At 73.6% G+C, this 13,060-nt stretch carries 10 protein-coding genes; 8 read left to right on the top strand and 2 right to left on the bottom strand.

Annotated elements, in window-relative coordinates:
• The first annotated feature begins 81 nt into the window (after nt 1–81).
• The 6 genes from EV284_RS09050 (at nt 82) to EV284_RS09075 (ending at nt 6,579) form a co-directional block, all read left to right on the top strand.
• Nucleotides 82–1,737 carry a DUF3492 domain-containing protein gene (locus EV284_RS09050; RefSeq protein WP_130332105.1) on the top strand — a complete coding sequence of 552 codons (1,656 nt, stop codon included), beginning with the start codon at nt 82–84 and terminating at the stop codon, nt 1,735–1,737.
• Nucleotides 1,738–1,766: 29 nt separating this feature from the next.
• Nucleotides 1,767–2,900 carry a hypothetical protein gene (locus EV284_RS09055; protein ID WP_242625652.1) on the top strand — a complete coding sequence of 378 codons (1,134 nt, stop codon included), beginning with the start codon at nt 1,767–1,769 and terminating at the stop codon, nt 2,898–2,900.
• Nucleotides 2,901–3,080: 180 nt separating this feature from the next.
• Nucleotides 3,081–4,040, top strand: a complete 960-nt coding sequence (locus EV284_RS09060; protein WP_030807303.1) for an NAD-dependent epimerase/dehydratase family protein — start codon at nt 3,081–3,083, stop codon at nt 4,038–4,040.
• Entirely contained in the window at nt 4,028–4,768 is a 741-nt protein-coding gene (locus EV284_RS09065) for a spherulation-specific family 4 protein (RefSeq protein WP_130332109.1), read from the top strand. Before EV284_RS09060 ends, EV284_RS09065 begins: the two co-directional genes overlap by 13 nt.
• Nucleotides 4,769–4,832: 64 nt before the next feature.
• Nucleotides 4,833–6,011 carry an adenylyltransferase/sulfurtransferase MoeZ gene (gene moeZ / locus EV284_RS09070; protein ID WP_130332111.1) on the top strand — a complete coding sequence of 393 codons (1,179 nt, stop codon included), beginning with the start codon at nt 4,833–4,835 and terminating at the stop codon, nt 6,009–6,011.
• A 124-nt stretch (nt 6,012–6,135) separates the two neighbouring features.
• Complete coding sequence (locus EV284_RS09075; RefSeq protein WP_130332113.1) at nt 6,136–6,579, top strand: SUKH-3 domain-containing protein; 444 nt, start codon at nt 6,136–6,138, stop codon at nt 6,577–6,579.
• Between the two features lie 78 nt (nt 6,580–6,657).
• On the opposite strand, the gene EV284_RS09080 is transcribed toward EV284_RS09075, so the two are convergent.
• Entirely contained in the window at nt 6,658–8,199 is a 1,542-nt protein-coding gene (locus EV284_RS09080; protein WP_130332115.1) for an alpha/beta fold hydrolase, read from the bottom strand.
• A 137-nt stretch (nt 8,200–8,336) separates the two neighbouring features.
• Here EV284_RS09080 and EV284_RS09085 point away from each other — a divergent pair, with 137 nt between their 5' ends.
• Entirely contained in the window at nt 8,337–8,876 is a 540-nt protein-coding gene (locus EV284_RS09085) for a winged helix-turn-helix domain-containing protein (RefSeq protein WP_130332117.1), read from the top strand.
• Nucleotides 8,873–10,168: an MFS transporter gene (locus EV284_RS09090; protein ID WP_207228978.1), complete on the top strand. Its 1,296-nt coding sequence runs from the start codon at nt 8,873–8,875 to the stop codon at nt 10,166–10,168. The genes EV284_RS09085 and EV284_RS09090 overlap by 4 nt, the downstream gene beginning before the upstream one ends.
• A gap of 36 nt (nt 10,169–10,204) precedes the next feature.
• Here EV284_RS09090 and EV284_RS09095 read toward each other — a convergent pair whose 3' ends face one another.
• Nucleotides 10,205–12,961, bottom strand: coding sequence for a lysylphosphatidylglycerol synthase transmembrane domain-containing protein (locus tag EV284_RS09095; protein ID WP_130332119.1), 2,757 nt, complete (start codon nt 12,959–12,961; stop codon nt 10,205–10,207).
• Nucleotides 12,962–13,060: the final 99 nt, after the last annotated feature.

The raw sequence follows: 13,060 nt of genomic DNA on the forward strand, positions 1-13,060 counted from the left end.
GCCCTCTCCGCGTACGTTCGTCCCGCTGCGAGCCGCCGGGACGACGGCGGCTCCCACACACGGGAGATCGGGGGTGCACGCGTGCGCATCGGACTGCTAACCGAGGGTGGCTATCCGTATGTCGGCGGTGACACCGGGCTCTGGTGCGACCGGCTCGTGCGCGGGCTCGGGCAGCACGAGTTCGACGTCTACGCGCTCAAGGGCGGCCGGCGGCAGGAGGACGACGGCTGGGTGCCGATCCCGCCGCAGGTCCGGCGGGTGCGCACCGCCCGGCCGTGGGCGGCCGGGGACGACGGCGCCCCGCTGGGCCGCCGCGCCCGCAGGCGGTTCACCGAGCACTACGGCGAGCTGCTCGGCGCGGTCTGCGCCCCGCAGGAGGACGCCGCCGCCGAAGTGGCGGACCGTTTCGGCAACGCGCTGTACAGCCTCGCCGAGCTCGCCCGCGACACCGGCGCCCTGATCGGAGCCCTCCGCTCCGACCACGCCGTGACCGCCCTGGAGCGCGCCTGCCGCGCCCCCGGCGCGCCGCGCGCGGCGCACGGGGCGCGCGTCCCCGACCTGCTGGCCGTCACCGACCACCTCGCCCGCGCCCTGTGCCCCGTCTCCCTCGACTGGTACGGCGAGGACGCCCTCGCCGCCGTCGACCTCTGCCACGCCACCTCCGGCGGCTCCACCGCCCTGCCGGGCCTGCTCGCCCGGCACTTCTCCGGCGTGCCCCTGCTGGTCACCGAGTACGGCGTCCAGCTCCGCGCTCACTACCTGGCTCTCGGCCCCGACAGCGCCGCCCCCGCCGTCCGCGCGCTGCTCGCCGCCTTCCACGGGCGGCTCGCCGGCGAGGTCTACCGGCGGGCCGAGATCCTCACCCCCGGCAGCAGCCACGCCCGCCGCTGGCAGGAGCGGTGCGGCGCCGACCGGGCCCGCATTCGCACCGTCCATCCGGGCATGGACGCCGACCGGTTCGCCGAGGTCGGAGAGGCGCCCGACCGTGCCGACGCCGGCACGCTGGTGTGGGTGGGCCGGATCGAACCCGGCCGGGACCTGGTCTCGCTGCTGCACGCCTTCACCGAGGTCCGCAAGGAGGAGCCGCACGCGCGGCTGCGCATCGTGGGCGTGCCGGTCGGAACCGAGGGGGAGGCGTACCTCGCGCAGTGCCGGGCGCTGGCCGCCCAGCTCTTCCCGGACGAGGCGGAGGGGCTGCACGCCGTGGGGGACAACCCCGTGTCGTTCACCGAGGTGGGGGCGCCCGAGGCGCCGACGCTGCCCGACGCGTACGCCGCTGGGGCCGTGGTCGTGCTGTCCAGCGTGGTCGAGGGGTTCCCGGTCAGCCTGGCCGAGGCGATGTTCTGCGGCCGGGCCACGGTCTCCACGGACGTGGGCGCGGTGGTGGAGGTCATCGGGGGCACCGGGCTCGTCGTACCGCCGCGCAATCCGAGGGCGCTCGCGGAGGCGTGCGTGGCGCTGCTGCGCGACCCCGAGCGCCGGGCGCGGCTGGGGGCGGCGGCGCGGGCGCGGGCGCTGGAGCTGTTCGGCGTCGAACAGAACATCGCGGCATTTCACGGCATTTACCTGGAGATCATGTCGCACTGTCCGGTGCGCCGGGTCGCGGTGGACGAGGCGGGGGAGCCCCTGCCGTTCGCCGTACCCGCCGAGGCCCACGTGCCCGGCCGCTGGACCGTCCCCACCGTGCTGCGCGACTCGCCGGCGCCGGTCCGCGCAGGGGCGGAGGGAGGGCGATGAGGGGCGTGGACGGCGCGGGCGCGGGCGCGATGGCGGCGTCCGGGGCCCCTTCCGGGGCCGAGGCCGCTCCCCGCAGGGGTGCCGTCGACCCGGTGAAGGCCCTGCTGCACCAGCACCGGGAGCTGTGCGAGCGGGCCGTGGACCCGCTGGAGATCGCGGCCGGGCTGGAGGCGCACGGCTTCACCGACCGCTCCGCCGCCCGCTACCGGCACCGGGACGTGTTCTCGCTCGCCGAGGAGCTGTACGCGCGCGTCCCCCGCGACGCCGACCCGGCCCCCGAGTCCGCCCCCGGCCCCGCCCCGCGCATCCGTACCGGCTGGGTCGTGCTCAGCCTGCTGCCCGGCGCGGTCGCCTGCGGCACCGTGGCGGGACTGCGGCTCGGCCCCGGCACCGCCCGCCCCCTGGTGGCCCTCGGCGGCCTCCTCGCGGTGACCCTCGCCGTACGCGCCGCCCTCGGCCGGGGCCCCCTCGCGGCCCGCCCCGGCGCCGCCCCGCGGCCCTCCGCGCCCCTGTGGACCGTCTGCCTGCTCGGGTACGCCCTCCTGGGCGACGGCCTGCTGGACGCCGTGGTGAGCGGCGGCCCCGACGCACTGCCCACCGGCGCGCCGGACGGCCCCTGGCCCGCCGCCACCGCGCCCGTACTGGCCCTCGCCCTCGCCTGTGCCCCCGCCGCCTGGTGCGCCCACCTGCTCGACCTCGGCGCCCGCCGGCGGCTCGCGGGCAGCCGGGGCCTGGAGGACTTCACCTCCGGGGCGCGCCCCCTGCTCCTCGGTGTCCTCGCGCTGTACCTGGCAGCCCTGACCGGTCTGCTCGCCCTGACCGGCGCCGTGCTGCACGAGGACCCGGCCTACCCGCAGGGACTCACCCTGGGCGCCCTGCTGTTCCTCGCCCGCCTCCTCACCGTCCACCGGCACCGGCACGCGCCGGCCGTGATCCTGGGCGCGGCGGCGGCCGCCGAGGTGGCGGGGCCGGCGCTGGTGCTGAGCGGGCGGCTCCCCGGCTGCGGGTTCCTCGCCGTGCCGGTGACCACGCTGGTCGACCCCCTGGGGGCGGCGGTGATCCCGGCCCTGAGCTGCGGCTGCGCGGCCCTGGTCCTGCTGGCCCACGCCCTGCGCACCCTCACCCGTGCCTCGGCCCACGCGCCCGTGGGGGGCCCGGAGTGAGCGCGCCCCGCCTTCCCCCACGGCACCGGCGCCCCACCGCCGCCCCGCCCTCTCCCCCCGCCATCCCTGAGACCTTCATCCCTGAGAAGGAGAACACCAGATGACCACCTCCCGACACGGAGTCACCGCAGTGGCCGGGTCCGTGGGAGCAGCCGCGGCGCACACCTCGGGGGCCGCCCTATGAGGGTCCTGCTGATCGGAGCCAACGGGTACATCGGCCGCTTCGTCGCCGACCGCCTCCTCGCCGACCCCGCCGTGCAGCTCACCGCGCTCGGCCGGGGCGACGACGCCGACGTCCGCTTCGACCTCGCCACCGGCAGCCCCGGCGCGCTCACCCGGTTCCTGGACGCCGTGCACCCCGGCGTCGTCGTGAACTGCGCCGGTGCCACCCGGGGCGGCGCCCGCGACCTCACCCGGCACAACACCGTCGCCGTTGCCACCGTCTGCGAGGCGCTGCGGCGCAGCGGCTGTGGGGCCCGGCTGGTGCAGATCGGCTGCGGCTCCGAGTACGGGCCGAGCCAGCCCGGCTCCTCCACGGCCGAGGACGCCGTACCCCGGCCGGGCGGCCCCTACGGGGTCAGCAAGCTCGCCGCGACCGAACTGGTCCTCGGCTCCGGGCTGGACGCCGTGGTGCTGCGGGTCTTCTCGCCCGCCGGACCCGGCACCCCGGCAGGGTCGCCCCTCGGGAGGCTCGCCGAGGCCATGCGCCGGGCCATGCAGGCGGGGGACGGCGAACTCAAGCTCGCCGGGCTCGGCGTACAGCGCGACTTCGTCGACGTACGCGATGTCGCCAGAGCCGTGCACGCCGCCTCGCTGTCCGCCGCGCAGGGTGTGATCAACATCGGCTCCGGCCGTGCCGTACGGCTGCGTGACGCGGCCACGGTCCTCGCCCGGGTCGCCGGGTACGGCGGTGCGCTGAACGAACTTGACGCGCCTCCCGGCCCGTTGCGCGGGCAGATCGGGCATCCGCGCGGTGACCTGGACCACGCGGTGCCGGTCGCGTACCCCTATCCGGACGGCTGCGGGAGCTGGCAGCAGGCCGATGTGCGCACCGCCCGCGACCGGCTCGGCTGGCGGCCCCGGATCAATCTGGAGGAGTCGCTCGCGGACATCTGGATGGAGGCGGCATGCCGCATCTGACCAGCGCGCCCGCTGTCACCGGGCTACGTACCGCGATCGGCGTTCCCGACTACGCGCATCCGCTGACCGCGCCCGCCCAGTGGTCCGAACTTGCCCGGCCCGGAACGCCGTTGGACTGGGTGGTGCTCAATGTCGCCGCCGGACCGGGCACCCGCCCCGACCCGCACTGCCTTCAGGCGGCGGGCCGGCTGCGGGGCGCCGGGGTCCGCGTGCTGGGCCACCTGGACCTCGCGCACGGCATGCGCCCGTTCGCCGACCTGGTCACCGACGCGCACCGCCACCTCGACTGGTACCGCGTCGACGGCTTCCTCCTGGAACGCTGTCCCGGTGACCGGACGGCACTGCCCGCGGTCCGGCGCGTGATCACCACGCTGCGCGCGCTCGCCGGGGACACCCACATCGTGCTCGGCCACGGGGAGCACCCCACTCCGGGGTACGCGGAGAACGCCGATCAGCTGGTGACCTTCCGGGGCTCCTGGGCCGACTACCGCTGGTCGCAGGTGGCCGAGTGGACCGCAGACCATCCGGAGAGCCGCTTCTGCCACTTCGTGCACGGGGTGCCGCGCGGCCATCTGGAGGAGGCGCTGCGCATCGCGCGCTGGCAGGGGGCCGGGACGGTCTACCTCACCGACCGCACGGACCAGGGCGGCCGGGCCAACCCCTGGGAGACGATGCCCGGCCACTGGGACGAATTCGTCTCGCGGGTCGGAACGGGTGTCTCGGAATGAAGAAGGCCGTGGCAGTGTTACGGGAAGAACAACCCGTAGTGATCGACCGACCAACGGAGTCCCCGTGTCGCTGCCACCCCTGGTCGAGCCCGCTTCCGAGCTCACCGTAGACGAGGTCCGCCGGTACTCCCGCCACCTGATCATCCCGGATGTGGGGATGGAAGGGCAGAAGCGGCTGAAGAACGCCAAGGTGCTCTGTGTGGGCGCCGGCGGCCTGGGTTCACCCGCACTGATGTACCTCGCGGCGGCCGGTGTCGGCACGCTCGGCATCGTGGAGTTCGACGAGGTCGACGAGTCCAACCTCCAGCGGCAGATCATCCACAGCCAGGCGGACATCGGCCGCTCGAAGGCGGAGTCCGCGCGGGACACGGTCAAGGGCATCAACCCGTACGTGGACGTGGTCCTGCACGAGGAACGGCTCGAGGCCGAGAACGTGCTGGAGATCTTCGGCCAGTACGACCTGATCGTCGACGGCACGGACAACTTCGCCACGCGCTACCTGGTCAACGACGCGTGCGTGCTGCTGAACAAGCCGTACGTGTGGGGCTCGATCTACCGCTTCGACGGCCAGGCGTCCGTCTTCTGGTCCGAGCACGGCCCCTGCTACCGCTGCCTCTACCCGGAGCCCCCGCCGCCCGGCATGGTCCCCTCCTGCGCCGAGGGCGGCGTACTCGGTGTGCTGTGCGCGTCGATCGGCTCGATCCAGGTCAACGAGGCGATCAAGCTGCTCGCGGGCATCGGTGACCCGCTGGTCGGCCGCCTGATGATCTACGACGCCCTGGAGATGCAGTACCGCCAGGTCAAGGTCCGCAAGGACCCCGACTGCGCGGTGTGCGGCGAGAACCCCACGGTCACCGAGCTGATCGACTACGAGGCGTTCTGCGGTGTCGTCTCCGAGGAGGCCCAGGAGGCCGCGGCCGGCTCCACGATCACTCCCAAGCAGCTCAAGGAGTGGATCGACGACGGCGAGAACATCGAGATCATCGACGTCCGCGAGCAGAACGAGTACGAGATCGTCTCGATCCCCGGCGCCAAGCTGATCCCGAAGAACGAGTTCCTCATGGGCACCGCCCTGGAATCCCTCCCGCACGACCGGCGCATCGTCCTGCACTGCAAGACGGGCGTCCGCAGTGCGGAGGTCCTGGCCGTCCTGAAGTCCGCGGGCTTCGCGGACGCGGTCCACGTGGGCGGCGGTGTGATCGGCTGGGTCAACCAGATCGAGCCGAGCAAGCCGGTGTACTGAGCCTTCCCGGCCTCTTGAGGCCCACGGTCCCTGATCACCGGGGGCCGTGGGCTTTCACCGTATTGCCGGCCGCCGACGTCGGTCGCGGGCTCTCCACCCCGATGCGCACCCGGAGGACCTCGATATGCACGACTGGACCCCCGAGGTCGCCGAGGTGCTGGCGGCGGCGGGGTGGGCGCCTGGGCGGAGGGTCGGCACCGGGCGCTGGCGGGCCATGTTCGAACCCGCCGGGCTTGCCCTGCACGGTGCCGCGGAGACCTTCCTGCGCGAGTTCGGTGGTCTGACCGTCAACGTCAGCGGGCCCGGAATCTCCTGCGCCCGCACCCCGTTCGCGCTCGACCCGGAGCTGGCGCGGGGCGAGGAGGACCGGTTCCTGGAGTGGGGCGAGTCCCTCGGGCGCAGCCTCTTCCCGCTCGGCGAGCTAGATCACGGCCGGTTCTTCCTGGCCATCGACGAGGCCGCCGAGATCTACCTCGTCGAGACCTGGCTCGCCTGCTTCGGCCCGGCGCCCCGGGCCCTGGAGAACCTCGTGCTCGGCGTGGCTCCGCACCGGATCGACGCGGGGTAGGGCTGCCGGGAGGGCACCCGTGTGCGCCCGGCGGGAATGCAGAGCCGGCCGTGCCGGAGAGCCGTCGTAGGTCAGCCGTCAGGAGCACACCGTGTTCGGCTCCGGGGTTCTGCCCGTCAGCAGGTAGTCGTCGACCGCCTTCTGGACGCACTTGTTCTTGCTGTCGTACGCCCCGTGTCCCTGGCCCTTGTAGGTGAGTTCGACGGCGACCCCCTTGCCGAGGGCGTCGACCATGGCGCGGGCGCCCTCGTAGGGGGTCGCGGGGTCGCCGGTGTTGCCGACGACCAGGATGGGGGCGGAGCCGGGGGCGCGGACGTCGGGGTGATCGGCGGCGCCGGGGACGGCCCAGTCGGTGCAGCCGGCCATGCCCCAGGCGAGGTAGTCGCCGAAGACGGGGGAGGCCCCGCGGAAGTCGGGCAGCTTGGACTGGATGTAGGCCGGGGTGTAACGGGGCTTCTCGTCCGAGCAGTTGATGGCGATGTTGGCCGGGGCGATGTTGCTGTACTCGCCGTTCTCCGACCGCCCGTTCATCGAGTCGGACAGCAGCATCAGCACCCTGCCGTCCCCGTCGTACGCCTGCTCCAGGCCCTCGGTGAGGTACTCCCAGAAGTCCTTTGAGTACAGCGACTGCGCGATGCCGTTGGTCGCCGCCGTCTGGGTCAGCTGGCGTGGAGGGATACCGGGGATGGGCTTCCTCTCCAGGTCCGCCAACAGCTTGGCGATACGGTTCTTCACGTCGTCAGCTGTGTCCCCGAGGGGGCAGTCCTCGACCTTGGACGTGCAGTCCTCGGCGAAGTTGTCCAGCGCGAGCTGGAACCCGCGCGCCTGGCTGAGCGCCCCCTCCTCCGGCGTCTCGGTGGGGTCCACCACCGCGTCGAAGACGGCGCGCCCCACGTGCTGGGGGAACAAGTGGGCGTACACACCGCCGAGTTCGGTGCCGTACGAGATGCCGAAGTAGTGCAGCTTGGCGTCGCCGAGCACCTGCCGCATCAGGTCCATGTCGCGGGCCGCGTCCGTGGTGCGCACATGGGGCAGGACCTTCTTGGACCGCTGCTCGCACGCGTCGTTGAACTTCCGGGTGCGGTCGATGAGTTGCCTCTGCTCGGCGGTGTTCTCGGGCGTGGCGTCCTGCTGGAAGAACGCATCGAGCTGGGAGTCGCTCTCGCACAGCACCGGCGCGCTGCGGCCGACCCCGCGCGGGTCGAAGCTGACCAGGTCGTACCGGGTGCGCAGCGCCGCGTAGTCCTCGCCGAACGCGGGCAGCGTGGTGACGCCGCTGCCGCCGGGACCGCCGAAGTTGAAGACCAGCGAGCCGATCCGGTCCTTCGCCGGGCCGTCCGCCCTGGCGCGGATCAGCGCGATGCCGATGGTGTCGCCCTTGGGCTTGCCCCAGTCCAGCGGCGCCTTCATGGTCGCGCACTGCCACATCGTGCCACCGGGCAGCGGTGAGGGGGCCGAGCCGCCGCCCTCCGCCTCGGAGGGGGCCGGACAGTCCTTCCACTCGAGCTTCTGCTTCGTCAGATCCCCGTGCCCCGACCCGCCGCAGCCGGCCAGCAGGGTGGCCATCAGCACGGCACTGGTGGTCAGGGCGGCGGCGCGCGGCCGGGAAGGGTTCGGCATACAGCCATCCTCACGGCGCGCCCGCGACCGCGCGCGGGGCGCGGGCCGTAAGGAGTACGGCGGCGCCGGGCGGCGGATTCCCGGAGCCGGCGCACATTCCCTTGCCTAATGGTCAAGAATCGTTGACCATTAGGGGCATGCCTAGCGACGATCTTCCAGAGGCCTTCCACGTCACCACGGACGACCAGCTCCGCGCGGTCTCCAACCTCACCCGGCACCGGATCATGGCCGTGCTCCGCTTCGAGCCCGCGACGATCACCCAGATCGCCGAGCGGGTCGGCCTGGCGAAGGGAAGTTCCAGCTACCACGTGCGGCTGCTCGAAAGGGCCGGGCTGGTGAAGGTGGTGCGGACGCGGAAGGTCCGCGGCGTCACCGAGCGGTACTACGCGATGGCGGCACGGTCGATCGTGCTGCCCGATCCGGGCGAGGGCGGACCGGACGTGCTGATGCGGCACGCGGTCGCGGACCTGGAGGCGTCGTCGGCGCAGAGCGAGCGGCACGTACGGATGGCGCATCTGCGGCTCACCGACGAGCAGTTCGCGGAGCTGGGAGCGCGGCTGGAGGCGCTGGCGGACGAGTTCCGGGAGCTGTCCGATCCTTCGCTGCCGGACGCGTCACTCGTCTTCGCGCTGTTCCGTCCGGCGCGCCGCGACCAGGCCGAGGAGGGCGCCAAGTGAGTGCAGACAGAAAGGAGTTGCCGACCGGTTTCGGGCGTCTCTGGACCGCGCAGACGGTCTCCTCGCTCGGTGACGGAGTGACGCACGCGGCACTGCCGCTGCTCGCGCTGACGCTGACGCGGGACCCGATGGCGCTCGCCGTCGTCACGGCCGCCGGGACGCTGCCCTGGCTGCTCTTCGGAGTGCTCGGCGGTGCGCTGGTGGACCGCTGGGACCGCCGCCGCACGATGTGGGTCGCGGACGCCGGGCGCGCGGTGCTGCTCGCGATACCGGGGGCGGCGGCCGTGCTCGACGTGCTGAGTATTCCGCTGCTCGCGGCCGTCGCCTTCCTGCTCGGGCTCGGCGGGCTGTTCTTCGACACGGCCGCCACGGCCTTCCTGCCGGAACTGCTCCGCCGCGACCCCGAGCTGCTGGAGCGGGCCAACTCCCGGCTGCGTGGCTCCCAGACCGCCATGTCCGGCTTCGCGGGGCCGCCCGCGGGCAGTGCGCTGCTCGCGGTGGGGCGGGCGGTCCCGCTGCTGGCCGACGCGGTGTCGTTCCTGCTCTCCGCGCTGCTCGTCCGTACGCTGCCCGCCATGCCCCGTCCCGTGCCGGAGGCCCGCGAGTCGCTGGTCCGGCAGGCGCGGGCCGGGGCCTCGTACGTCTTCCGCGACCGGCTGCTGCTCGGGCTCGCGCTCCGCCCCGCGGTCGGCAACATCGCCTTCCTCGCGGTGGAGACCGTCCTCGCCCTCTTCGCGCACGACCGCCTCGGCATCGACACCTACGGCTTCGGCCTGCTCCTCACGGCGGAGGCCGGCGGCGGCCTGCTGGGTGCGGGCATCGCCTCCCAGCTCGGCCGACGACTCGGCACCGGCACCGCGTTGACCTGCACGGCCGCGATCGAGGGGCTGGCCGTCCTGGGCCTGGCCGCCGCCCCGAACCCGTACGTGGCCGGGTCGGCGCTCGCCGTCTGCGGGGCCGGGATGGGCGCCACCATGGTGCTCGCGCCCTCTCTCCGGCAGGCGATCGTCCCGGCCCACCTCATGGGCCGGGTCGCCTCCACCTCCCGCATGCTGGCCATGTGCGCCGCGCCCGTCGGGGCGTTCCTCGGCGGCTGGCTGGCCACCGCGTACGACGTCCGCACGCCGCTCTGCGCCGCCGCCGGTCTCCTCCTGGCGATGACGGCGATCACGGCATCCATGACCAGCAACCGCCGGGTCGAAGCGGCGCTGCGTGCCGCCGCTCCGGCCCCCGACGCGGACCCCGCGGCGTCCCGGGCTCCCGTCCCCGGGACCGCCCCCGAGATGTCGTGACCCCTGCTCAGCGGCGCCCCTGCCCCGCGGGCTCCCCTACAGGGCTCCCTTACGGGTCAGGTGGTTGAACGCCAGCCATCCCGGCAGCACCGGCAGCCACAGCGTCAGCAGCCGGAACAGCAGCACCGCCGGGGCCGCCACCTCCTTGGGCAGCCCGACCGCGATCAGACCCACGGTGAGCGTCGCCTCCACGGCCCCGACCCCGCCCGGCGTCGGCGCGGCGGAACCGAGCGCGTTGCCCGCGAGGAAGACCACCGCGACGCTGGCGATGCTGATGTGCGCCGACTCGTCGCCGAACGCCCGGATCGAGGCGTCCAGGCACATCACGAAGCACCCGGTGAGCAGCAGCATGCCGCCGATACCGGTGACCAGCTTCTGCGGCCGCTGGAGCACGTCCAGCATGCGCGGCACCACCCCGGCGAACAGCGACCGCACCCGCGTGACGACGAACTTCCGCAGCAGCGGTACCGACGTCACCACCAGCACCAGCACCGCGACCGTCAGCAGACCCGCGATGACGGTCCGGGACGGTGACAGCGAGGGCGTCTTCTCGGTGCCGGTGAGGTAGCCGAAGGACAGCAGCATCAGGATGTGGCAGCCGAGGCCGAACAACTGCGACGCGCCCACACTCGCCACCGCGAGCCCCGGCCGCACCCCCTGCCGCTGCAGGAACCGCGTGTTCAGCGCGACACCGCCGACCGCCGCCGGAGCGACGATCTTCACGAAGGACCCGGCGACCTGCGCCGCCACCGTCCGCACGAACGGCACCCGCTCCGGCACGAACCCGAGCAGCGCCATCGCGGCGGCCACGTAACTGAGCGCGGAGAACGCCACGGCGGCCGCCACCCAGCCCCACTGGGCCTGCGCGAACAGCTTGCCGAACTCGATGTGGGTGAGCTGGGTGAGCAGGAAGTACGCGCCGATCGCACCCGCGATGACGCTGATCAGGGTGCGCGGCCGGATGCGCTCCAGCCGGGCCGGCTCGACCGGGGCCTGCGGCCTGATCCGGAGCACCTGGTGCCGGATCTGGGTGAGCAGGTCCTCCTCGCGGGCCTCGTCGATCGCCTCGTCGATGGCCCGCTTCTCGGCCCGCTGCTCGGCCCGGACGGTCTTCTTGTCGGGCTTGCCAGGAGGCGCCGCGCCCTCCTCGGACGCCGCCTCCAGCCGGGCCTGCTTGGCCAGCCGGGACGACTCCAGCACCGCCTCCCGCTCCCGCTCGGCCCGCTCGCGGCCCAGCTTGCGCAGGGTGGCGCGGGTGGAGCGGGTCAGCGCGATGGGCTGGAGCATCGGCAGGCAGTCGGCCACCGCGTCCGGGCCGAGCACCGCGACCGCCGCGGCCACCGCCCGCTCGGCGCCGACCCGCAGGCCGAGCGTGGTGAGCATCTGGGCCACGTCCATGCGCAGCAGCAGATCGCCCGCCGCGATCTCCCCGCCGCGCAGCTCGGCGAGGATCACCTTGCCGGAACGATCCACCAGTACGGCGTCACCCGCGAGCCTGCGGTGCGCGATGCGCCGGGACTGCAGCGCGCGCACCTGGTGCCAGACCTTGTGCAGCAGCTCGTCGGTGATCTCGTCGTCGGCCAGCGAGTCCAGTGTGCGGCCGCCGGTGTGCTCGTAGACGAGGATGACCGCGTCCGGACCCAGCTCGGAGGTGGCGATCAGCTTGGGGGCGTTGGCGCCGGCCGCGATGGCCGCGTAGGCGAGGAGCGCCTCCTGCTCCAGGGCCTGTCTGAGGGACTGGAGGCTGGAGCGGGTGGCGAAGCCGCGCAGGGTGAGATTGCGCCAGGCCCGGTAGAAGAAGCCCTGGGCCTGCTGCTCCCGGTCGACGACCGTGACGTCCAGCGGCGGGCCGTCCTCCAGGGTGACGAAGTAACGCCGCCCCCGGTCGCCGTTCTCCGCCTCCGGACCCTCCTCGCGGACCGCGCTGACCGGATGGAAGCCGACGTGGCGCAGGCCCGCCATCAGGGTGCGGCCGGTGGGGCGGACGTTGGGGGAGCCGACGGCGTAGAGGGTGCCGTAGGCGACGGTCCAGCCGATGAGCACGGTCAGGATGATGGCGAACGGCGTGGTGTAGCCGGTGACCAGCATGGAGAACGCGTCGAGCAGCAGCACGATCCACAGCACCGCGCGCCAGCGGGGTCTGCGGGACATGCCGACGGCCGTCATGTAGGCGATGACGGGCGCGAGGTAGCCGTGCACCGGGTCGGTCAGCGCGTGGATGTCACCGGGCGCGGGCTGGGTGAGCGCCTCCTGGATGGAGTCGGGGGCGGCGCGGGCGACCCAGAGGTCCGTGGCGAGGGTGACGCCGTGCGCGAGGACGGCCGCGAGGACACCGTCCGCGATCCGCAGCCCGTCGCGTTTGATCAGCCGCTCGATGGCGAAGGCCACCGGGACCAGCAGGATGGCGATGCTGGACGCCAGTCCCGCGATCTTGATCAGCAGGTCGGGCGCCTGGCCGGTGCCCTTGTTGATGTCCTGTTCGAGCCCCGAGGTGGTGCCGTGCGCGAACGCGGCGATGGCGAGCAGCAGGGCGATCGCCAGCACGCCCGCCAGGAGCCGCATGAGGTCCGAGGGGCGGTGCACGCGCGCGGGGAGCAGCGGTTCGTCGCCCTCGACCTCGTCCAGGACGTCCTCGGAGGGACGCCTGGAGGCGTACGCCCGCGCGGGGGCGCCCGCCTCGCCGCCCTCACGCGCGCGGGTGCCCGCGTGCTCGGCGGGGCCGTGGGAGGCGCCGGGGCGCGCGGACGCGCCGGAGGTGCCCTCCGCGTCGTCGTGCACACCCTGCTTGTTCATGGTCTCTTCTTGGTCTCGTATCACCAGTCACCGCCCGCACGATGGTGGCACGACTGAGGGGCACGAGGGGGCATCAGGGTGCGGATGGGGTGCGAAAAG

The sequence above is a fragment of the Streptomyces sp. BK022 genome (assembly GCF_004217355.1).
Classification (GTDB): Bacteria; Actinomycetota; Actinomycetes; order Streptomycetales; family Streptomycetaceae; genus Streptomyces; species Streptomyces griseoluteus.